Raw genomic sequence first — 20,854 nt, 5'->3', positions numbered from 1 at the left:
TAACCGCCCCAGGCTACGCGTCGCGCCGGATCCACCGGAAGGTGAGGCGGCTGATGATGAGGCCCACGACGAGCCAGATCAGCAGAGCGATCGCGACGCCGCCGAGGTCCCAGGCGCCGCTCTGCTCGAGGGTCGCGTACTCGGGCGGCAGGAAGACCGCACGCATTCCCTTGGCCATCCATGCCAGCGGGAAGAGGTTCGCGACGTTTTGCAGCCATTCGGGCAGCAGCCAGAAGAACATGTAGACGCCCGAAATGAACTGCAGCACGAGGGCCACCGGGATGACGACGGCTGAGGCGCTCCGGGCGCTTCGGGGGATGGCCGAGATGGCGATTCCGAGGAACGCCGAGGTCGCCAGACCCAGGACGAACACCCACACGAAGGTCAGCCAAGACTCGACGTCGGACGGCAGCGGCACGCCCAGCACGAGCCCCGCGAACGCGAGCAAGACAGCTGCCTGCACCGTGCCGGTGACCAGCACCTGACCGATCTTGCCGATGAAGTAGCTCACCGGCGACAGCGGCGTCCCGCCCAGTCGCTTGAGGGTGCCGTCATGCCGCTCGAGGGCGATGTCGATCGCCAGGTTCTGCAAGCCAGAGAGCAGCACACCCGCCGCGAGCATGCCCGGAAGATACATCTGTGCCGCCGAGAGGGCTGGCAGTCCCTGCCCATAGCTCTGATCGCCGTCGCCGCCGAAGACGGTGCTGAAGAGGGCGAGCATCAGGATCGGGAAGAGAAAGGTGAAGAAGATCGTCTCGGGCGAGCGGGCGTAGCCGCGGATTTCGAACCCGATACGACGGATGCCGTGGCGTACCGCGTGCATCGGGCTGAACCGGGCCGGAGCGAGGGTGAGAGCGGTCATGACAGTGACTCCGGAATCGAAGAGGTGGGTGAGGAGGATGCCGGGGCGACTGCCTCGTCCGGGGTGGCCGCGGCTTCCGGGTCGACCATGCCGAGGTAGATGTCTTCCAGGGTGGGACGGCGGATCTCGAGTTCTTCGGGCTCACCGCCGAGGCGTTCGGCAAGTGACCGGGCAAAAGCCCAGGGCGCGGGGGTGCTCTCGGTGTGCAGCGCGCCGCCTTCGCGCCATGTGACGCGCGGCATCCGGGCGTCCTCGCCGCCGAACGTGGCGATGGGCCCGATCGCCTGCAGAAGTCCCCGATCGATGACGGCGACCCTGTCGGCCAGCTGCGCCGCCTCATCGAGGTAATGCGTCGTGAGCAGGATCGTGGTGCCTTCGTCCTGGAGCCTGCGGATAAGACTCCAGAACTCCCGGCGAGCCTGCGGGTCGAATCCGGTGGTGGGCTCGTCGAGAAAGAGGAGTTCGGGGTTTCCGATGATCCCGAGCGCGACATCCACGCGCCGCTGCTGCCCGCCGGAGAGCTTGGAGATGCGCGTGTTCGCCTTCTCCTCAAGCCCCACGGCAGCGATCACTTCCTCCACGTCGCGGGGGTGGGGATAGTAGCCCGCGAACTGACGCAACTGCTCGCGCACGGTGAAGGCTCCTGCCTGGCCGGTGGTCTGCAGCACAATGCCCAGCCGCGCCTTCCACGCCAAGCCGGCGTGTCCGGGGTCGTCCCCCAGGACCGTCACCTCGCCGCTGGTGCGACGGCGGTATCCCTCGAGGATCTCAACGGTGGTGGACTTGCCGGCGCCGTTGGGGCCGAGCAGGGCGAAGGTCTCACCTCGGATGATGTCGAACGACACGTCATCGACGGCAGCTCGCGATCCGTAGGTCTTGCGCAGGTTCCGCACCCGCACCGCAGCGTTTTCCATGCCTCCAGAGTGCCCTGGCGGCGGCTGCCACAACAGCGGCCGTTGGTCGGGTGCGGCATCCCCCATTCGGTGGATGCCGCACCCCCTCCGCCCGGCTGGCGATGCATCCGGGTGTCGCTCATGCGCCCCGACTACGATGTGTTTCTGTGACCGAACGTGCTCCCCTGTCTCGCAAACTGTCCGCTATCGCCGAGTCCGCGACCCTGAAGGTCGACGCGAAGGCAAAGGCGCTCCAGGCCGCGGGCCGGCCGGTCATCAGCTACGCGGCGGGCGAGCCGGATTTCGCGACGCCGCAGTTCATCGTGGATGCCGCAGCCGCCGCGCTGCAGGACGCCAAGAACTTCCGCTACACGCCGGCCGCCGGCCTCCCGGACCTGCGTGAGGTGATCGCAGAGAAGACCCGGCGCGACTCGGGGCTGGAGGTGGCGGCATCCCAGGTGATCGTGACCAACGGCGGCAAGCAGGCCGTCTACCAGGCCTTCCAGGCAGTCGTGAACCCGGGCGACGAGGTGCTCCTGCCGGCGCCGTACTGGACCACGTATCCCGAGGCGATCCAGCTTGCTGACGGCATCCCGGTCGAGGTGTTCGCCGGTGCCGACCAGGACTACAAGGTGACTGTCGAGCAGTTGGAGGCGGCGCGCACAGAGCGCACCACGACGCTCGTCTTCGTCTCGCCGTCGAACCCGACCGGCTCGGTCTATACCGAGGAGGAGACCCGCGCGATCGGTGAATGGGCGCTCGCGCACGGCATCTGGGTCATCACCGATGAGATCTATCAGCACCTCGTCTATGACGGGGCTACCGCGGTCTCGATCGTGCACGCTGTGCCGGAGCTCGCGGGGCAGACGATCCTGGTCAACGGTGTCGCGAAGACGTATGCGATGACAGGCTGGCGTGTGGGCTGGATGGTGGGCCCCGCCGACGCGATGAAGCTCGCGGCGAACCTGCAGTCGCACCTGACGAGCAACGTCAACAACATCGCTCAGCGGGCGGCGATCGCAGCACTCACCGGGCCTCAGGATGAAGCCGAGCAGATGCGACAGGCCTTCGACCGGCGCCGTCGCGTCATCGTCGAGGAACTGGCGAAGATCCCCGGGGTCACGGTTCCCACTCCGCTCGGCGCGTTCTACGCCTACCCCGACGTCCAGGGTCTGCTGGGACGCGAGTGGCACGGCAAGCGCATCGAGACCTCGCTGGAGCTTGCCGACCTCATCCTCGATGAGATCGAGGTGGCAGTCGTTCCGGGCGAGGCTTTCGGTCCCAGCGGGTACCTCCGCATGTCGTACGCGCTCGGCGATGACGCGCTGCTGGAGGGCGTGCGCCGGATGCAGGGGCTGTTCTCCTAACCGCTCCTGACGCTCTCGCTTCCCGCCGGCCCGCCCTCGCGGGTCGCCCCGCGTGGTCGCAACGGCGCACCCTTTTGCCGACACGCCGGGCCCAAGCACCACAGACCGGGGTGTCGCCGAATCCATGCGCCGTTGCGACGGGACCACACCCCGGCTGCCGGAACCTGGGGTCCTACAGGTCGACGCCGACGAGGACCGGCTCGGGCTGCAGGATCAGTCCGAACTCGGCCTGCACCCGACCCTGGATGAAGCGGGCGAGCTCGGCGATCTCGGCGGCTGTCGCGCCCGCGTGATTGGTCAGTGCCAGCGCGTGCTTGCTCGAGAGCGCCGCCCGCGAACGCGGTAGGTGAAAGCCCTTGCGGATGCCGGAATGCTCGATGAGCCACGCGGCACTGACCTTGACATCCGGGTCGTCGACCTCAGTCGGGGGGATGTACCCGTCGAACGTGTCGAGCGGGATGATCCGGACCGGCTCCGAGGTCGCATCTGCGCCGTCGGGACGAACCGGCCACCGCGGGCACTCGGGCGGCAGCGTTCGGGCGAAGGATGCCGAGACGACCGCATTCTGGAAGAAGGACCCGGCACTGTAGGTATCGGGATCGGCGTCATCGAGCACCATGCCCTTGCGGGCGCGCGTTGCCAGAACGTGGTCGCGCACCCACTGCAGGGTGACCTCGTCATCCTGCTCAAGGCCCAGCGCCTGCCGCAACTGGGCACCCCGCAGCCGTCGGGGAGCTGGCCCCACCTCGAGCAGATCGAGAGTGACCGACAGGATGACGGCGCGCCGAAGCGGCTCGGAGCCGTGGTGATGTTTGAGAACCGACGTACGGAAGCCAAGCCCCAGCTCCGCAGCGGGAACCGTCGACACCTCGCCCGTGCTCTCGTCGATCAGCTCGACCTCGACGAGTGTCTGCACGATCTCTTGACCGTACGCGCCCACGTTCTGCACGGGAGCCGCACCGACAGTGCCCGGGATGCCTGACATCGCGGCGATCCCCGACAGCCCCTCGGCCACCGTGTACGCAACGAGGTCATCCCAGTCGTGACCGGCCTGGACGCGCAGCCGCGCCACCTGCGGCGCCGGCGCGGGCAACCTCTCGATACCGCGGGTCAGGATGCGGATCACGGTGCCCTCGAAGGGTTCATCTCCGACGAACAGGTTCGACCCGCCGCCGAGGACGAACCACGGCTCCCCGCTCGCCCAGGTGTCTCGGAGCGCCGCGACCAGTTCGTCCCGATCGTGGGCTTCCCACATCCGGGCGGGTTCGCCGCCGGTGCGCAGTGTTGTCAGGCTCGACAGCGGCCTGGGTGCGATCTCGGGCATCAGCCTCGGCGCGCGCGCAGGCGCGCCTTGCCCAGCACCGCCGTGCCGCCGGCGGTCACGCTCAGATCGATGGTCACGGACTCTTCGTCGAGCGCGAGGACCTTGCCCTGCACGGCGACGTCGGCGCCGGCATCCGGGTCGACGACGACAGGCCGCGTGAACCGCACGCCGTACTCGAGGATGCGGCCCGCATCGCCGAGCCACGGCACGACGGTTTCGACGGCCAGGCCCATCGTCAGCATCCCGTGGGCGAGCACGCCGGGAAGACCGACGGATGCCGCGACGTCATCGCGGTAGTGAATCGGGTTGAAGTCGCCGGATGCTCCCGCGTAGCGCACGAGCGACTCGCGCGTCAGGTGCACCGTGCGCTCCGCGACGATATCGCCGACGGCAAGCTCGGCAGAGTCGATGGTGTGCGCGCTCATTGGTCGTCCCCTCCCACCAGCAGCACAGAGGTGGCCGTGACGACGTGTGCGTCATCGGCATCCGTGATGGTGGCTTCGCTCGTGACCATCGCGCCCTTACCGAACGGACGCACCTGCGTGATGGCGAGGGTGGCAACCAGCTCGTCACCGGCGACGATCGGACGCGTGTAGGCGAAACGCTGCTCGGCGTGGATGAGGCGGTGCAGCTCGATTCCGGAGTCCGGCTCCGCGAGCAGCTGCTGCAGCGTGAGGTCTTGAATGACCATCGCAAAGGTCGGCGGGGCAACGACATCGGCGTATCCGAGAGCCTGCGCGGCACCGGGGTCGGTGTGCTGCGGGTCGTCAGCGAACACAGCTCTCGCGAACTCCCGGACCTTCTCTCGTCCCACCAGATACGGGGCGGTCGGCGGGAAGTCCCGCCCGACCAGTTCAGGGTTCACAGGCACCAGCCCATCCTACCGAGCGAGGGCGAAGCGTCCTGGGGCGGCGGTCGACGGGTCAATTCCGGGCGGATGCCGCGACGCGGTCCCACCACTGCCGGGATGCCGCGCGCAGCCGTGGCAGGCGAGCGGCCGCCTCATCACGAATGGCGGCGGTGTCGGCGACAAGCGTCTCGAGCCGGCGCGGCGCGTCCGGCAGCTCGTCAAGATCGAGCACGCCGGTCTGACCCCAGTGTCCGAGTGCTCCCCCGAGTTTGATGCGCGTGTACCGGTCGGCAGACAACGCGAGCACGGGCGTGCCGGCCGGCGCTGCGAAGACAGCGGGGTGATAGCGGCCCGTGATGAGCAGGTCGGCACCGTGCACGAGCGCTGCCGCCTCACGGGACGTTCCGGTGGGGATGACGGTCGAGGGCTCCGACATCCGCTGCCTGATCCTCTCGTGCAGCGCTGCGTCGCCCCGTGCGGGCGCGGCGGGATCGAGCGGCCCGAAGTGTGCGTGGAACAAGACACGCCCGACGGTTCGTGCTGCAGCATCCGCGAGCTCGGCAATGTGCTGCTCGACCTGGTCGGCTGGTCGCCCCGCGAACCAGCCCGACAGACTCACGACGACTCCCCCGCGCGACGCTGACTCACCGGCCTCCTCCTCCTCCGCACCGAGGCCGAGGAAGGATGCGTCGTCGACATTCAGGGTCGCGCTCAGTCCCCAGGAGTCGACGAGAGCGGCAGTGTCAGGCTCTCGCACGCCGACGAGAACCGCCTCGCGCAGCATCCGTGCCACCACTGCGTCATCGGGTGCGTCGAGGTCGGGGCCGAGGGTCTGCCCCGTGACCACGACCGGCACTCCCTGTGCACGAGCCAGGCGTGCCAGGGTCGTGCGTTCGAACACGTGGCTATGCCAGCGGGTCGCGAGATTCCCGCCGCCCGCATTGACGAGCAACCGCGCCGCCTCGAGCGCCTTGAAGACCTCGACTGCCGGGTCGTCCGGCGAGAGCTCAGCCGAGCCCGCGGCTACCGCGAGCAGGTGATCGGCGCGCCGGGCAGCTTCGGCACGATCGAGTCCCGCGAACCCGAGCCGCGGGAGTGCCGGGATGCCGTAGCGCGCCGCCGTCTCGGGGGGATTCGAGCTCACCCCGATGCCCGAGAGGCCACGCTGCGCAAGCTCGCCGACGGCAACCTCGAACATCGCCTCGTCGCCGATATGGAACATGCCATCGAGCACGCCGACGTCACCGATGATGAGAACAGACACGGGTTTCTCCAGCAATGCACAGACGAGGGAAGACGCCACAAATCGGCGGCGTTGTCAACCCTACGGGGATGCACGACAGCGTTCGCCGAGGGGCAGTACGATCACGGTGTCCGGGTGGCGGTGCCGGGACGTGCACGGAAAGGACCGCCATGGGGATTCAGGCAGCGATGGACCGGGTGACCGGCGCCGCGACCATCGTCGAGGCGCTGCGTGCTGCCGACGATCTGGCGTTCGAGGCGGGCCGCGATCCGGGCGTGCGTACCCTCCGGGTGCTCTCCGCAGCCTTGGCCGGCACCGACGACGTCGCCGCGATTGCCGCGGTGCACGCCCTGTCAGAGATGTTCGACGAACAGGCAGCCGCGCGCCTGGTCTCGCTGCTCGACGACCCCCGCCCCTTCATCCACGAACACGCGGCCTGGGCGCTCGGCCAGGGACTGCCACGGTTCTCGGCGATCGCCCGCCTGATCGCCCTCGTCGACCGCGGTGGGTTCACCGGGATGCTCGCGCAGCGCACGCTCGAGAAGTGGTCGGTCGCGGCAGGAGACGTGCTGGCGGTCGCGCTGGAGTCGGTGCTGGCCGTATCGGCTGAGGCGAAGGATGCCGCGGGCCGGGCCCGCCTGGTCGAGACGCTAGGACTCGTGCGCCAGTCGTCCGCGACGCGCACACTGCTGGCCATTGCCCGCACCGACACAGAAGCCATCGAGGTGCGCGAAGCCGCCATCGCGGCGCTGGGTCAGCGTTCGGGCGAGCCCGGGGTGCGGCGTGCGCTCGAGGACCTCGTCACTGCCGACGGACCCCTGTCTGACCACGCACGGTTGGCCGTCATCGACCTCGAGCCGGCTCTCGCTCACCCCACCCGCGACACCTCGAGCGGACTCACCGTCGCCCAGCTTTTCCTGCACGCCGACATCGACCCGTCGCTGAGCGCCGCAGGGGCCGGGGATAACGGCGGGATCGCCACCCTCCTGGTGCGCTTGGGCGACGCCCTCACTCACGAGCCCGGCGCCGTCGAGCGCGTCCTGACCCTCTCGCGCGGCTCGATCTCGCAGGCGACAGCTGACCTCCTCGATGTCGCCTCCCAGAGCAGGGGGCACGTCTACGGCCATGTTCCGCTCGCGGCGCGCCCCACGCCGTCGGCTGCAGCATGGCCTCTGCGTGTGCGGGCCCGGCGCGGCATCCGTCGTCTCCTGCGCGCGGCGGGCCACATCGACGTGCTGCACCTGCGGATGGCCGACGTCGGGTCGCTCGCCGCCGCCGACGTCGCGCGCGAACTCGGCATCCCGACGGTCTTCACCCTCGCACCCGACCCCCACGCGGTCATCCAGTCACTCGACCGGGCGGGCACCCTCACGCGCGAGAACTTCGGCGACACCGACCTCGCCGAGCACTTCTGGTTCCGCACGAGTCTGGTGCGTTCGCTTGCTGGCTCCGCCTCGCACAGCGTGCTGTTCCCGCGCCAGAACCTTGCCGACGACATCCGATCACTGGTCGGCGTCGACATCGACAGCGTCCCCGAAAGGCACACGATCGTCGCCGAGGGTGTCGACCTTGAGGTCGTCGATCGATCCGTCGCCCTCGCGTCGGGAGGGGCTACGGATGCCGATCCCGCGCTGCGCGAGCTTGCCGACCTGGTCGGGGCTTTGGCGCCGGATCGGCGTGATCTGCCGCTGATCGTCAGCGTCGGCCGCATGCACCGCGTGAAGGGAATGGCGACGCTCGCCGAGACGTGGGCCGGCAGCGCGCTGTCCGAGCGCGCGAATCTGCTCATCATCGGCGGTGACCTCGAGAACCCCTCGCTGGATGAGCGCGAGCAGCTCGACCGCATCGAGGTCGCGGTTCCCTCCGCCGAGCGCGCGGCACGCGGCCTCATCCTCGCCGGACACCGCCCCAACGACGTCGCAGCCCGCTGGGTAGCGGCAGCGCGGCTCGGCATCCCCGGAAGGGTAGCCGGGCGCGGGGTGTACGTGTGCGCGAGCATCAAAGAGGAGTTCGGCATCGCCCTGCTGGAGGCCCTCGCGACGGGACTTGTTGTCGTCGCCCCCGACGGTGGCGGACCCGCGACGTACGTTGCCGACCAGGACACCGGGTTTCTCACCGCGACCTGGGATGTCCACGCGCTGGCGGAGGCGACCCACCGCGCGCTGGACCGCGCGGCCCTGGCCGACCCCGCGATCGCCGAGCGAGCTCGAGCGATGGTCGCCGAGAGATTCACGATCCAGGCCATGGCGGCAGCGCTCGCTCCGGTGTACCGACAGGTCGCTGAGCAGGAGGCCGAGCTCGTGCGGGCAGCGGGCGTAGCATGACGCTGCTGGTCATCAGCCCCGATTACGCCTCGCACCTGCTTCCCCTCGCAACACTCGCGACTGCGTGGCAGCAGCGCGGCGAGGAGGTCGTCGTCGCGACCGGCCCCGCGACCGATCCGATCGTGCAGCGCTTCGGCTATCGGCGGGTCGATCTGCCGCTTGGTCGCGGCGCCAACGCGGGAATCATCCGCACGGCGCAGCAGCAGGCTGACGAGGCGGCGTCTCTCGAGGGGTTCTTCGCCGCCACACGGCACGGGATGATCCCGACTCTGCTCTATCAGGCGCGTGAGCGCCTCACCGATCTCATGTGGCAGCCCGAGGATCGTGCCCGGGCAACCCTCGCGGTGATCGAGGATGTCGCACCCGACGCGATCCTCGTCGATCACCTCGCCTTCAGCGCTCGCCTCGCGCTCCATACGGCAGGCATCCCCTACGGCGACGTGGTGCTCGGCCATCCGAGCGCCCTGCCGGTTGCCGGTGAGGTCTATGGCTTCCCTCCGGCGTGGCCGGCATCCTTCTCTCCTGACCCCGACGAGCTGCGTACGCTCCGGGACGTCTGCGTGGAAGTCTCGGCGCGGTTCACGGCGCAGTGGAACGAGGTAGCACAGCGACTGGATGCCGGATCGCGCGGCGTCGACGATGCATTCGCTACCCACGGCGAGCGCGTGCTCTACAACTATCCCGGTGAGCTTGCCCGCACCGATGGGAGGGCGCTGCCCCCGCACGTCTTTCTCGGTTCGACTCGGCGCACCGAGCCCGAGGATGACGCGGTGGCAGCATGGCTCGCCGTCGATGAACCGTTCGTGTATGTCAGCTTCGGCAGTTTTCTGTCCGTTCGCGGCGACGTGCTCGCGCGCGTTGCCGAGGCGCTCCGACGCGTCGGCGTCCGCGCGGCGATCTCGACGGGAGCCACCGACCCGGCCGAGCTCGGCACGAGCCCGGATACCTGGCTCGTGCGCGAGTATCTGCCGCAAGTGCGTCTGCTCGATCACGCCGCCGCTGCCGTCACCCACGGCGGCAACAACTCCGTGACCGAAGCGGTCGGTGCTGGCGTGCCGCTCCTGGTGCTCCCGTTCTCGACCGACCAGTTCGCGGGGGCGGCAGCGATCGAGCGTGAGGATGTCGGACGCAGCCTCGACCCGAATGCGGCAAGCGCCGAGGATCTCGCGTCGGCTCTCGTGGCCATCCTGGATCCGGACTGGGCGGGTCGAAGGACTCTCACCGCGATCCGCGCCGATCAACTCGCCGATCCGGGCCCCGAGCGGGCCTACCGGGCGCTCGCCGACGCGACGTCAGCCGAGCGATAGGCCCTCGTCCGCGAGGCCGACGAGCGCTGCCATCGCTGCGCGGTCGCCCGCGGCATCCCGGTACTGCTGCATCCGCGCCGCGTTGGCCTCGTAGCCCGCGCCGGCACGGACCTCGCCGACGTGGTGCAGTGCGTAGACGCGCCCCTCGTGGCGGCGCGGCGGTTCACCGAGCAGGGTGTGATGGGCAAGGTTCCAGGCGGCATCCTCGAACCCCCACCCGCGGAACCCGGCATCCTGACCCCCGTGGCGGGCCCACGTGCGCGGTGTCGCGATGTAGACGCCCGAGCAGGCACCCGACACGAATTGCTCGACGGTGCACTCGGGTAGCGGAACGCCGCGCGCATAGTCGGCGGAGCCCGTCGCTCCCAGCCACCGGTACTCCGTATACGGAAGGTGCACGACACCGCTGGTCGCCGCGCCCCGAATCGCCGCGCGCAACGGCTTCACCTCGGGGATCGTGTCGGCATCACCGATCACCACGACCTCGTCGGCGTCGGCATCCGCCATCGCCTGGTTCCGGCAGGCTGCCAGAACGAACGGAACATCACCCGTGTCGACGGTCGTCAGCGGCACCTCGGGGAGATTCTCCCGATACCAGGCGACGACGCGCTCGAACGCGTCGATGCGCGACGGAGCCGGGCGCCACGGCAAGACGATTCGAGCAGCCGGCAGAACATCGTCGGGGGTGAGAGAATCCACTCCACCATCATGGGGCCGCCAAGGAGACGCCATGCCCGAACTGTTCAACTACTTCGACCACGTCGAGCTGCCGGCTCCGACCCTCACCGTCGACGAGGTCGAAAGGCTCTGTGAGCTGGACTTTGGCATCGACGTCGTCGCAGTTCCTCTCGGCAGCCAGCAGGATCAAAACTTCCGACTCTTCCCGCGAGGCTCTGACGTGCCGTTCGGCGTACTCAAGCTCAGCAATCCGGTCTTCAGCGAAGCCGAGACCCGTATGCAGGATGCGGCGACGGATGCTGTCGCGATGGCCGAGCCTTCCCTACGGGTTCCCCGCGTCCTCTCAGGCCCCCGCGGTGCGCTGTGGGCCTGGTGGGACAGCTCGCACGGGCGAATTCACGCTCGCGTACTGGAGAACATCTCCGGTCACACCCTGACCGGGTCGCGCTATCTTCCACCCACTGTCATCGAACGCCTCGGAGACCTTGCAGGCCGGGTGAGTGCGGCACTCCAAAGCTTCGAGCATCCCGCGAGCAGCCGCACCCTGCAGTGGGATCTGCGTCATGCACGCAGAGTCATCGACGCCCTGCTGCCTGATGAGCCGGATGCCGAGGTTCGCGCCGCGATAGAACAGGCGGTGAGCGAGGCCAGCGCGGCGCTCGATCGGGTCGAATCCCGCCTTCCTCTGCAGGTAGGGCACTTCGACATCACTGACGACAACGTGCTGCGCGGCGAGGGCGAGCTCCTCCCCGACGCCGTGATCGATTTCGGCGACGTGATGCGCTCGTGGCGCGTCGCCGAAATCGCGGTCACGGCATCCTGCGTCCTGCACCACGATGGCGCGGACCCGATGTCGGTCATTCCCGCGATTCGTGCCTTCCACGCACGGTGTCCCCTCACCGACGACGAGATCACGGCGCTGTGGCCACTCATCGTCCTGCGCGGAGCGACTCTCGTGCTGAGCGGGCGCGCGCAGGTGCGCCTCGACGATGCGAACGACTACGCGGCCGACGCGCTTGATCGCGAGCGGAGGATCTTCGATGTGGCGACGTCGGTGCCAGCATCCGTCATGACCACGGCGATTCGCCGGGCGCTTGATCCCGACCGCTCCGCGCCGACCCGGGCATGGGAGGGCGCTCCCGTGGTGACACTCCCGGCTGAGACTGTCGTTCTCGATGCTGGCACCGTCTCACCCGTGAACGATCGGGGTGCCTGGCTCGACCCGGAGGCGCTCGACCGGGCGGCGCTGAGCACGCTGGATGCCGGCGCCGGCGCGGTCGTCGTTCCTGCTTGGCATTCGATGCTGAGCGGGGCGCCGCTTCGAACCCCGACTGCTCCGGCGACAATCCCCACCGGCACGACGCTCTGGCTGGCCGAGCCGCTCGCGCTCGGTCGAGACGATGGCGAGTGGACAGGCGGCGCCGGGACGCTCACCTGGCGTTGCGGCGACGAGGTCGTCACGATCACCGGCGTTCCCGACGGCTCGGATGCTGCGCTTCCGGCACGCACGCGCCTGTTCGTCCAGCGCCATGCGGCAGGCGACGAACCGCCGCCTCCCCGGGTCACCGCGGATCTGGCCGAGGCCTGGTGCGAGGTGGTCGGCGACGTCTCCGACGCGCTCGGGATGGCGCCGCCGCTCCCGCGCGAGGACGACATTCTTGCCCGTCGCCACGGAGTCCTCGCCGAGGTCCAGGAGCACTACTACGACACGCCACCGAGGATCGAACGCGGATGGCGGGAGTATCTGATCGACCTCGACGGTCGGGTCTACCTCGACATGGTCAACAACGTCGCCTCGGTGGGCCATGCGCATCCCCGCGTCGCGGATGCCGCAACCCGACAGCTCAACCTGCTCAACACCAACTCTCGCTTCCACTACGGCGCGATCACCGAGTACGCCGAGCGCATCGCTCAGACGCTGCCCGCGGAGCTCGACACGGTGTTCTTCGTCAACTCGGGGTCGGAGGCCACAGATCTCGCTCTTCGACTGGCGATGGCATCCACGGGCCGCACCGATATCGTCGCGATGCGCGAGGCCTACCACGGGTGGACCTTCGCGAGCGATGCCGTGTCGACGTCGATCGCCGACAACCCGAACGCGCTGGCGACCCGCCCGGAGTGGGTGCACACCGTTTCTGCCGCCAATCCCTACCGCGGCATCCATCGCGGCGACGATGCCGAACGGTACGGACCCGAAGCCGTGGCGGTGATCGATCAACTCGCGGCATCCGGACGCGCTCCCGCCGGGCTCATCTGCGAGACCTTCTTCGGAAACGCCGGAGGCGTCGCGCTTCCGGCGGGGTATCTCGCGCAGGTCTATGACGCGATTCGCCGGCACGGTGGCCTCGCCATCGCCGACGAGGTGCAGGTGGGCTTCGGCCGGCTCGGCGAATGGTTCTGGGGTTTCGAGCAGCAGCGGGTCGTGCCCGATATCGTTGCGGTCGCAAAGTCGATCGGCGCAGGCCACCCCCTCGGCGCCGTCATCACCCGTCGGGAGATCGCCGATCGGTACCGCACCCAGGGGTACTTTTTCTCATCGACCGGCGGCTCACCGGTCTCGGCGGCGATCGGTCTGGCTGTTCTCGATGTCATCGAGCAGGAGGGTCTGCAACAGAACGCGCGGGTCGTCGGAGCGCATCTGAAGCGACGTCTGGAACGCCTGGCTGAGTCCCACCCGATCGTGGGAGCAGTGCACGGCGCGGGCCTGTATCTCGGCGTCGAGTTCGTGCGTGATCGCATCACCCTGGAGCCGGCGACCGACGAGACCGCGGCAATCTGCGACAGACTGCTCACGCTCGGGGTGATCATGCAGCCCACCGGTGACTACCTGAACGTGCTGAAGATCAAACCCCCACTGTGCGTGTCACTCGAGTCGGTTGACTACTTCGTCGATTCGCTCGACCGGGTCCTCACCACAGGCTGGTGACGCTCGGCATCCGGCCGCTCAGGAACTGGAGCGCTGAGCGCGAATCGCCCGCAGCGCCATCTGCACCGCGATGAAGGCGATGAAGATCGAGAACAGCACGTTGCCGACGAACGGATCGACGAGCGTCGCGATCCAGGCGCCGAGCGCGGTCGTCGTGCACGCTGCGACACCGATGGCAATGGCCGCGGGCAGGTCGACGTTCTTGCGCCGGATGTTTCCGACGGTTCCAGAAATGGCCGTGGGGATCATCATCAGGAGTGACGTGCCCTTGGCTTCGAGGTCGCTCGCCCCGAACAGGATCATGAGCACGGGAACGACCACAATGCCCCCGCCGACACCGAGAAGGCCCGCCAGGATGCCGGTGATCAGGCCCAGCACGATGAGGCCGATGACCGAGAGGATCGTGTACTCGATCTCTGCGTCCCGCGAGGGGATCACGAGATACAGGCTGATGATCACGAGAACGAGGAACCCGACAAAGCCCCAGCGCAGCACCGGAAGAGGAAGTCTGTGCAGCAGCCACGTGCCGATCTGAGCACCGATGATCGCCCCAGCGGCGAGGATGATCGCGGCGATCCACGCCACCGAGCCGGTCATCGCATAGGAGATGACGCCCACGGTCGCCGTCGGAACGATGGCCGCGAGCGAAGTGCCGGCAGCGAGTCGCTGATCGAACCCCAGAAAGAAGACCAGTGCGGGCACGATGACCGTGCCGCCACCGACGCCGAACAGACCCGACAACAGGCCCGCAGCCAAACCCACCAGAATCGCGACGATGTAGAAGCGCGCGGTGCGCGGCTGGGGTGTGGTGGTCATGTGCTCGCTCTCGTCGGCGCCGGAACGCCGGCCGTGCCAGCCTACTCGTCTGTGCTAGCTACTGGTCTGGGGCAGCCGCCCCGACGCGACGGGCCCGGGGCTACTCCACGCTCACGAGGTCGTAGATTGCCCAGCCGTCGTCATCCGGAACCACCGTGTATTCGTACTCGACGACTTCCCGTACACCCGGTTCGATCGGGTTGCCGTCCTGGTCGAAGTGCGCGATGTAGCTCTCTTGGGTTGCAACGGTGTACTCGTATTCCGGGCCACGGATGTCGGTCACGACGATCTCGTAGTCCGAGTACCACTCGGTGAACGCGTCGGACTGACCCGTGAAGGTCGCGCAGTCCTTGATCTGCACGATCTCGCGCAGGCGCTCGGTCGTGACCCCGAGGAAGAGATCGCAGTCGGCGGTCTGCCAGGCCTCGTCGAACTCGTACACAGCCTCGACGGCGCCGCGTTCATCATCGTTCGTCGGTTCGACCGTGGCCGGCGCGCTCACCCGTCCAAAACCGAGGATCGCAAGCGGGATGAGCACCGCCGCGAGAACTACCGCAACGAGCATCGCGACACCGACGATCACCCAGATGATCCAGGTCCGGCTGCGCTGAGGGGCGGTGGCTGCCACGAAGATCCCCGATGGGGAGCCCTGGTCTGCCGGACCGCCGTCGGATGGAGCCGCGTCGCCTGCCGCCTCCGGCGATTGCAGAGAAGGCTCTGGCGTCGGCACCGTGCGCGGGCGCTGCCACGGGTCGGGCATCCCCTGCGGGTGCGGCTGCACATGCTCGGTCCACTGCTGGCCGTCCCACCATCGCAGGGCACCGTGACCGTCGTCATACCAGCCGGGGGCAATCGCCGACATCCGCTCTCGTTCCTCGTCGCTCAGTGGTCGCCTTCACTCTATGCGCGAGAGCCTCGGGCTCAGAAGCTCGCGACATAGTCTCCAGTGCTGAAGCCACCGGTGATCAGCCACAGCGGCACCAGAACCGTGATCAGGGAGAGAACCAGCGACACGATCGACCACGCGAGCACACGACGTGCGCGGATGTCCAGAATCAGCGCGATGACGGCAAGGACGAGGGCGATGGCCCCCACGATGATCGAGAAAGGCATTGTCACGATCAGCAGCCACCAGATCGTCGCCATCTCGGGGAGGAACCCGATGAGCAAGATTGCAAGCGAAGGCGCAAGGGCGATGAAGGCGACGACGAACGCGATGATTCCAAGGATGGGGATGCGGCGGGCAGTGGGTGCGGGCGGCGATGCCGGCGGAACGGATGCTGTCACGAGCGCAGTCTAGGGCGCGGTCGTTCGTTCCTCACCCCGGATCACCCACCGACCGAGTAAGCGGGGCGGTCCGTAGCACCCGACGCCGCGGCTGACAAGGGGCGGGTGGTTTGGGCACGAACGACATAAAGTCCCGTTCGACGGAACGTCGAAAGGAACAAAAATGGCAACGCAGTCCGACACCGCGACCAAGACGAAGACCTCGGTATCCGGAGCGTCGCGCAATGCCCGCAAGGCAGCGAAGGGCGGCGCTGGAGCGAAACTCACCGACGAGCAGAACGCCGAGAGTGGCTTCCAGGCGTCGAAGCAGCTGAGCGTCAACCTGCAGCGTGTGCTCGTGGACCTTCTCGAGCTCTCGCTCCAGGGCAAGCAAGCGCACTGGAACGTCGTCGGACGCAACTTCCGCGACACGCACCTGCAGCTCGACGAGATCATCGACGCCGCTCGTAGCCTCTCGGATGTCGTCGCCGAACGGATGCGTGCGCTTCACGCTCTGCCCGACGGGCGCAGCGACACGATCGCCGAGACCACCTCACTCCCCGAGTTCCCGCACGGCGAGGTCGACACCGACGAGGTGGTGGACCTGATCACCGAGCGCCTCGAAGCGGTGGTCGCGACCTGCCGCGAGGTGCACGATGAGGTCGACGACGAAGATCCCACCAGCGCCGACATCCTGCACGAGGTTCTCGGCCAGATGGAGCAGTTCGCCTGGATGGTCAGCGCCGAGCGTCGCACCCCCCAGGGCCGCTGAGCCGACTAACACCCCGAACGACGAAAGAGGCCCACAAGGGGCCTCTTTCGTCGTAGCAGGAGCGGGGCTTGTCCCCACCGCCACTCCGCGCGCCGCTCCGCAGCGCGCGGAGCCTCCGGCGGCGTGGGCCCACCCGCGGGTGACGGCTCCAACCACCCACCCCGCAACGACGAAAGAGGCCCTCGAGGGGCCTCTTTCGTCGTAGCAGGAGCGGGGCTTGAACCCGCGACCTCACGATTATGAGTCGTGCGCTCTCACCAACTGAGCTACCCTGCCGCACGGCATCCGTCGGTCACGAGATGGATGCTGCGAGCCCCGAGTCAGGATTGAACTGACGACCCCTTCCTTACCATGGAAGTGCTCTGCCACTGAGCTATCGGGGCGAAGCCCGAAGCGCGGGCAACTAGAAGAGAATATCAGAGCGCTGTGATCCGCAGGAATCGACAGCGGGACTCATTACTGGTCGACGGTTACGGGAGCATCGGGCACGGTGACCACTGTCGATGCCACGTTGTGCGCCGCAAGCCAAGCCATTGGCTCGGTCGGGGTCTTGCCGTTCAGAAGCACCTCGAAGTGCAGGTGCGGACCGGTCGAGAGGCCCGTCGTCCCTACAGTTCCCACGACGTCGCCGAGCTTGACGACCTGCCCGGCCTGGACGCGGAGTGAGCCGTACTGCATGTGCGCATAGTTCGTCGAAACGAGCTCGCCATCCACGATGCTGTCGATCACGACGTGGACGCCGTAAGCGCCACCGGCCTCGGTAGCGATGCGGACGATACCGTCGGCGACAGCGTGGATCTCAGCTCCCTGCCCGCCGGGCGCGAAGTCGACGCCCTCGTGCATCCGGCCCCACCGCATGCCATACGGAGAGCTGATCGGAACGCCGACAGTAAAGGGGTACTGAACGGCAGCCGCGGCGTTGTTGACGTACGTCGACGCAACCTCACGCACGCCGGCTTCGACGGCGAGCTCGGCCATCGACACTGCCGAATAGCCTTCCTGCCGACTGAGCGCAGCCGTGGATGCCTCCGCCGGGGCGACATACGCCTGAATGTCCTCTTTGGGCGCCGCTGTCGACTCAACATCGCCGAGCGCGACGATGGAAGCGGTGGGGCCTTGGCCGCCGCTGGCAGCTGCGACGGCCTCGACGGGGGTCGTCATGCCGACGGCGAGCAAGCCGACAATGCCCATGACGCCGACCGAGAACGATGTGGTTGCGAGCTTGCGCACGGATCCGACGCGGAGACGGCGGCGAGCGACGTGCGCGGATTCGGGCGACTCTTCATCCGCCGTCGAAGACTCCGCCGTTGTCGAGGCACGTGGCGTGAGCGTGGGGTTCTCTCCCGTGACACCGAACGTGCGCACGACTTCGTCGAAGAGGTCACCGGTGCCGTCGCTTGCCGGTGTGCGGGATTCATCGGCAACCGAAGCGTGCCCCACCGCTGGCTGGTCGGGCGCAGCCGCAGCCGGCTCGTCTTCCGCAGCGGGCGAAGCGGCGTCGGTGTCGGCAAGCGCGGGCGCAGCGTCTTCGGGGTCGTCGCCAACCGAAACGACCTCGATCACCTGGTCGGACACGACCGTCTCAGAGACCGAAGAGCTGGGAGCGACACCGGCACGGCGGGCGCGCCGAGACAGCGGCGCGGTCGGGGCAGTGACCTCTTCAGCAGCCGCCTGCTCAGCCGGGCGGGGAGAATCGAGTCCGGCACCCGAGAGGGCGCCTGCTTCGGCATCCGTCAGCGGAACGTTGTGCAGCCGTGACCGCAAGCCTGCCGGCCTCGGGGCGAGCTCGTCAGCGCTCGGGTACCCGGCCCCGCTTGCGGACGCGTCGACGCGGCGTCCGCGGCGCAGGCCCGCTCGAGAAGAGCCCGATGTCTCCGGCGCCGACGAGGGCGCGGGAGATGTGCGACTGGAGCGGCGCGTTGGCGCTGCGTCAGGCGCAGGAGTATCGGGGGTCACGGTCTCGCTCTCGGTCGTTCGGGTACGACACGGGTGTTTCGGATGGTACTCACCATGCTCCGCGCGGGTTTCCCGTATGCGCAGGGAAGGTAACGATACGGTAAACGCTACCTGCTCCCACCTGAGAAAGCCATGGGCGGTGCCCCCTTCTGCGGATTCCACAGTGGTATCCGCAGATCCGTTGTCAGGGTTGCGCGAGCGTGGCCAGTCGATCGAAGACCCCGGGGATCGCGGCGACCACGAGCACGCGGCCGGTCTCATCAGCCGCGAAGAGCTCGAAGCGTCCCCCAGCCTCGGTCACGATGAGGCCCGCGGCGGCGTGGTCCCAGGGCTTGAGCCCCCGCTCGAAGTACCCATCGACCCGACCCGCCGCTACCGAACACAGATCGATGGATGCCGCGCCCATTCGGCGGATGTCTCGAGCGATCGGCATCACCCGGGAGACACGGCCCAGATCACCCGCGTGGGTCGCGGGGTCGTACCCGAAGCCGGTCGCCAGCAAAGCGCCGGCAGCCGAAGCGTCAGCCTCCACATGCAGCGGCCGCGCGTCCAGCCACGCGCCCGCACCCCGCGCCGCATGGAACATCTCATCCAGGGATGGCACATAGACCGCGGCAGCGAGTGCCGTCCAGGTCTCCGGGTCGGCGCCCCCGTGCACCGCCGCGATGCTCACGGCGTAAAACGGGATGCCGTACGCATAGTTGACGGTGCCATCGATCGGGTCGACGACCCACGTGATGCCGCTGGTGCCAGGGTCGGCATCCGACTCTTCGCCGAGAAAGCCATCGGCCGGCCGGATTTCTCGCAGCCTCGAGCGAATGAGCGTCTCGACCTCGCGATCGGCTTCGGTGACGATGTCCGCCAGGGCTGACTTGGTCGCGGCGATCGAGACACCCTCGCTGCGTCGCTGTCGCGCCAGAGCGCCAGCCTCGCGGGCGAGGTCTACAGCGATGCTCTCGAGTTCGCGCGGATCGGTGTCGGTCACCCTTTCACGCTAGCGCGCGATCAGGACTGCCGCGGCGGCTCCGTGGGCTCGGCGGGAGCCTCCGGGGCCGACTCCGCGACAGCGCCGGCACTGGCGTCCGAATCGACGGGCACTGAAGACTCGGATGCACCATCATCGGCCGTCGGCGCGGATGGTTCGGCTTCGGGAGTCGGTGCAGGAGCGCTTGGCGCGGGCGGGGCTGACACCGGAGCGAAGATCTGCGCGCCGGGCGTGGGATGCCCCGTGTAATAGGCGTTCCAGTCGGGTGAGCCGTCGGGCAACATCGGCAGCGGTGTCACACCGTCGATATACATCGGCCAAGGGAGCAACTCGCGCTCCGTCTGCGCTGCCGCGGGTGCGGGAGCGACGGGCGCGACCGAAGCAGCCCCTTCGGGCCGAGGCGCGAAAAGAAGATTGAGCAGTGGCACAAGGGCTGTTCCGACCGCGGCGAGGATCACGACCGCCACGACCACCCGCCAGTAGAACTCCGTGAAGTAGATCCAGTCGCTGAAGATCAGCGGCATGAGAAGAAGCAGCGCAAGCACCGCGACCAGCCCGACCGTGACGGGAGCAAGAATGCGATTCACGGCCGTCACGTGCCGGAGGGCAGCGCGGAGAAAGAACCGGGCATGCAGGAGGGCAAGCTGCAGCACGAGCACGACGAGGAGGAAGCGGAGGAACCGTTCGGGTCCGACGAAGCCCCACCCGTAGAACGACCACGGCTCGGGCATCCAGATCAGGATGATTCCCGCGAGCAGTGCGACGACCCAGGTAGCAATGCTTGCGATGGCGAACCATGCTGGGCGGCGCGGCGCGAGTCGCGCTTCCATGATGGCGATGCCCGCGAAGCCGGCGAAGAGCAGAACGGTGAGGAACGCGCGAACGATGGAACCGGCCTGCGGACCAACCAGGACCCAGACCACGCAGATGAGTGCTGCCGCGACGAGTGCGCCGACGGCAACCCAGATCGCAGCACGGGCGTAGGGGGACCGTGCCGCGAAGGACTGCTCGGGGGTTCCGGCCGCTGGAGGCGGCGAGGGGACATGTGGCGCTTGGGCGTCAGGCTGCGGCGTGGTCATGAATCCTCCCGAGGATCGATGTCGCTGTCATCCTCGCACGCGAACCTCAGATCGAGACCCCCGATTCGCGTCAGTTGTGGAGACCCTGACTGCCGCCGACAGTTGGCGAGGGACACGATTTCTGGGAGCCCGTCACTCGCTGTAATATTGCTAGTCGCGCCTCCGGTCGACTGTACAAGCTGGGCGGGTGCGCACTTGGCAGGTTA

The 20,854-nt window shown here is 68.1% G+C and carries 18 protein-coding genes and 2 tRNA genes; 5 read left to right on the top strand and 15 right to left on the bottom strand.

Annotation, left to right across the window (positions count from 1 at the left end):
• Positions 1–13: 13 nt before the first annotated feature.
• Together ACQVDU_RS10830 and ACQVDU_RS10825 are read right to left on the bottom strand one after the other, a co-directional pair.
• A complete protein-coding gene (locus ACQVDU_RS10830) occupies positions 14–862 on the bottom strand; it encodes an ABC transporter permease (RefSeq protein WP_443477104.1) in 849 nt (282 codons plus the stop codon).
• Positions 859–1,776, bottom strand: coding sequence for an ABC transporter ATP-binding protein (locus ACQVDU_RS10825; protein WP_443477103.1), 918 nt, complete (start codon positions 1,774–1,776; stop codon positions 859–861). The genes ACQVDU_RS10830 and ACQVDU_RS10825 overlap by 4 nt, the downstream gene beginning before the upstream one ends.
• A 146-nt stretch (positions 1,777–1,922) precedes the next feature.
• Here ACQVDU_RS10825 and ACQVDU_RS10820 point away from each other — a divergent pair, with 146 nt between their 5' ends.
• Positions 1,923–3,122: a pyridoxal phosphate-dependent aminotransferase gene (locus tag ACQVDU_RS10820; RefSeq protein ID WP_443477102.1), complete on the top strand. Its 1,200-nt coding sequence runs from the start codon at positions 1,923–1,925 to the stop codon at positions 3,120–3,122.
• A 172-nt stretch (positions 3,123–3,294) separates the two neighbouring features.
• Here the strand turns inward: ACQVDU_RS10820 and ACQVDU_RS10815 are convergent, their stop codons facing one another.
• The 4 genes from ACQVDU_RS10815 to ACQVDU_RS10800 are packed head-to-tail and all read right to left on the bottom strand — an operon-like array spanning position 3,295 to position 6,560.
• The gene (locus ACQVDU_RS10815) at positions 3,295–4,446 is read right to left on the bottom strand and encodes a UDP-N-acetylmuramate dehydrogenase (protein WP_443477101.1); all 1,152 of its coding nucleotides are present in this window, start codon (positions 4,444–4,446) and stop codon (positions 3,295–3,297) included.
• Complete coding sequence (locus ACQVDU_RS10810) at positions 4,446–4,871, bottom strand: MaoC/PaaZ C-terminal domain-containing protein (RefSeq protein ID WP_292709989.1); 426 nt, start codon at positions 4,869–4,871, stop codon at positions 4,446–4,448. Before ACQVDU_RS10810 ends, ACQVDU_RS10815 begins: the two co-directional genes overlap by 1 nt.
• Positions 4,868–5,317 carry an FAS1-like dehydratase domain-containing protein gene (locus tag ACQVDU_RS10805; RefSeq protein WP_443477100.1) on the bottom strand — a complete coding sequence of 150 codons (450 nt, stop codon included), beginning with the start codon at positions 5,315–5,317 and terminating at the stop codon, positions 4,868–4,870. Before ACQVDU_RS10805 ends, ACQVDU_RS10810 begins: the two co-directional genes overlap by 4 nt.
• Positions 5,318–5,369: 52 nt before the next feature.
• Positions 5,370–6,560 carry a polysaccharide pyruvyl transferase family protein gene (locus tag ACQVDU_RS10800; protein WP_443477099.1) on the bottom strand — a complete coding sequence of 397 codons (1,191 nt, stop codon included), beginning with the start codon at positions 6,558–6,560 and terminating at the stop codon, positions 5,370–5,372.
• A 149-nt stretch (positions 6,561–6,709) separates the two neighbouring features.
• Between ACQVDU_RS10800 and ACQVDU_RS10795 the strand changes: the two genes are divergently transcribed.
• Together ACQVDU_RS10795 and ACQVDU_RS10790 are read left to right on the top strand one after the other, a co-directional pair.
• Entirely contained in the window at positions 6,710–8,863 is a 2,154-nt protein-coding gene (locus ACQVDU_RS10795) for a glycosyltransferase (RefSeq protein WP_443477098.1), read from the top strand.
• Positions 8,860–10,170 carry a glycosyltransferase gene (locus ACQVDU_RS10790; protein ID WP_443477097.1) on the top strand — a complete coding sequence of 437 codons (1,311 nt, stop codon included), beginning with the start codon at positions 8,860–8,862 and terminating at the stop codon, positions 10,168–10,170. Before ACQVDU_RS10795 ends, ACQVDU_RS10790 begins: the two co-directional genes overlap by 4 nt.
• Here ACQVDU_RS10790 and ACQVDU_RS10785 read toward each other — a convergent pair.
• On the bottom strand, positions 10,156–10,869 hold the full coding sequence (locus ACQVDU_RS10785; RefSeq protein ID WP_443477096.1) for a hypothetical protein: 714 nt from the start codon (positions 10,867–10,869) through the stop codon (positions 10,156–10,158). The two genes, ACQVDU_RS10790 and ACQVDU_RS10785, sit on opposite strands and share 15 nt — an antisense overlap.
• A gap of 31 nt (positions 10,870–10,900) precedes the next feature.
• On the opposite strand from ACQVDU_RS10785, the gene ACQVDU_RS10780 reads away from it, so the two are divergent.
• The gene (locus tag ACQVDU_RS10780) at positions 10,901–13,774 is read left to right on the top strand and encodes an aminotransferase (RefSeq protein WP_443477095.1); all 2,874 of its coding nucleotides are present in this window, start codon (positions 10,901–10,903) and stop codon (positions 13,772–13,774) included.
• A gap of 18 nt (positions 13,775–13,792) precedes the next feature.
• Here ACQVDU_RS10780 and ACQVDU_RS10775 read toward each other — a convergent pair whose 3' ends face one another.
• The 3 genes from ACQVDU_RS10775 to ACQVDU_RS10765 form a co-directional block, all read right to left on the bottom strand.
• The gene (locus ACQVDU_RS10775; protein WP_443477094.1) at positions 13,793–14,590 is read right to left on the bottom strand and encodes a sulfite exporter TauE/SafE family protein; all 798 of its coding nucleotides are present in this window, start codon (positions 14,588–14,590) and stop codon (positions 13,793–13,795) included.
• 100 nt (positions 14,591–14,690) lie between these two features.
• Positions 14,691–15,452 (bottom strand): DUF2510 domain-containing protein, encoded by a 762-nt coding sequence (locus ACQVDU_RS10770; RefSeq protein ID WP_300594706.1) that lies wholly within the window; start codon positions 15,450–15,452, stop codon positions 14,691–14,693.
• Between the two features lie 59 nt (positions 15,453–15,511).
• Positions 15,512–15,877, bottom strand: coding sequence for a hypothetical protein (locus ACQVDU_RS10765; RefSeq protein ID WP_292709971.1), 366 nt, complete (start codon positions 15,875–15,877; stop codon positions 15,512–15,514).
• A 163-nt stretch (positions 15,878–16,040) separates the two neighbouring features.
• Between ACQVDU_RS10765 and ACQVDU_RS10760 the strand changes: the two genes are divergently transcribed.
• Complete coding sequence (locus ACQVDU_RS10760; protein WP_443477093.1) at positions 16,041–16,628, top strand: Dps family protein; 588 nt, start codon at positions 16,041–16,043, stop codon at positions 16,626–16,628.
• A 202-nt stretch (positions 16,629–16,830) separates the two neighbouring features.
• Here ACQVDU_RS10760 and ACQVDU_RS10755 read toward each other — a convergent pair.
• The 5 genes from ACQVDU_RS10755 to ACQVDU_RS10735 form a co-directional block, all read right to left on the bottom strand.
• Positions 16,831–16,904: transfer RNA gene (locus ACQVDU_RS10755), tRNA-Met, on the bottom strand.
• 35 nt (positions 16,905–16,939) lie between these two features.
• Positions 16,940–17,011: transfer RNA gene (locus ACQVDU_RS10750), tRNA-Thr, on the bottom strand.
• Between the two features lie 73 nt (positions 17,012–17,084).
• The gene (locus ACQVDU_RS10745) at positions 17,085–18,392 is read right to left on the bottom strand and encodes a M23 family metallopeptidase (protein ID WP_443477092.1); all 1,308 of its coding nucleotides are present in this window, start codon (positions 18,390–18,392) and stop codon (positions 17,085–17,087) included.
• A gap of 376 nt (positions 18,393–18,768) precedes the next feature.
• On the bottom strand, positions 18,769–19,569 hold the full coding sequence (locus tag ACQVDU_RS10740; protein WP_331792279.1) for an inositol monophosphatase family protein: 801 nt from the start codon (positions 19,567–19,569) through the stop codon (positions 18,769–18,771).
• A gap of 20 nt (positions 19,570–19,589) precedes the next feature.
• Positions 19,590–20,648, bottom strand: coding sequence for a hypothetical protein (locus ACQVDU_RS10735; protein WP_300594889.1), 1,059 nt, complete (start codon positions 20,646–20,648; stop codon positions 19,590–19,592).
• Positions 20,649–20,854 lie beyond the last annotated feature (206 nt).

It is taken from the genome of Microbacterium sp. F2, from assembly GCF_052274505.1.
Lineage (GTDB): Bacteria > Actinomycetota > Actinomycetes > Actinomycetales > Microbacteriaceae > Microbacterium.
The sequence above is the reverse complement of the archived record's forward strand: the minus strand, read 5'-3'. Positions and strand labels throughout refer to the sequence as shown.

Bases quoted from the DNA above. Each gene is read 5' to 3' on its own strand.
- ACQVDU_RS10830 (WP_443477104.1), bottom strand. From the start codon at position 862: ATGACCGCTCTCACCCTCGCTCCGGCCCGGTTCAGCCCGATGCACGCG.
- ACQVDU_RS10825 (WP_443477103.1), bottom strand. From the start codon at position 1,776: ATGGAAAACGCTGCGGTGCGGGTGCGGAACCTGCGCAAGACCTACGGA.
- ACQVDU_RS10815 (WP_443477101.1), bottom strand. From the start codon at position 4,446: ATGCCCGAGATCGCACCCAGGCCGCTGTCGAGCCTGACAACACTGCGC.
- ACQVDU_RS10810 (WP_292709989.1), bottom strand. From the start codon at position 4,871: ATGAGCGCGCACACCATCGACTCTGCCGAGCTTGCCGTCGGCGATATC.
- ACQVDU_RS10795 (WP_443477098.1), top strand. From the start codon at position 6,710: ATGGGGATTCAGGCAGCGATGGACCGGGTGACCGGCGCCGCGACCATC.
- ACQVDU_RS10790 (WP_443477097.1), top strand. From the start codon at position 8,860: ATGACGCTGCTGGTCATCAGCCCCGATTACGCCTCGCACCTGCTTCCC.
- ACQVDU_RS10780 (WP_443477095.1), top strand. From the start codon at position 10,901: ATGCCCGAACTGTTCAACTACTTCGACCACGTCGAGCTGCCGGCTCCG.
- ACQVDU_RS10775 (WP_443477094.1), bottom strand. From the start codon at position 14,590: ATGACCACCACACCCCAGCCGCGCACCGCGCGCTTCTACATCGTCGCG.
- ACQVDU_RS10770 (WP_300594706.1), bottom strand. From the start codon at position 15,452: ATGTCGGCGATTGCCCCCGGCTGGTATGACGACGGTCACGGTGCCCTG.
- ACQVDU_RS10760 (WP_443477093.1), top strand. From the start codon at position 16,041: ATGGCAACGCAGTCCGACACCGCGACCAAGACGAAGACCTCGGTATCC.
- ACQVDU_RS10735 (WP_300594889.1), bottom strand. From the start codon at position 20,648: ATGACCACGCCGCAGCCTGACGCCCAAGCGCCACATGTCCCCTCGCCG.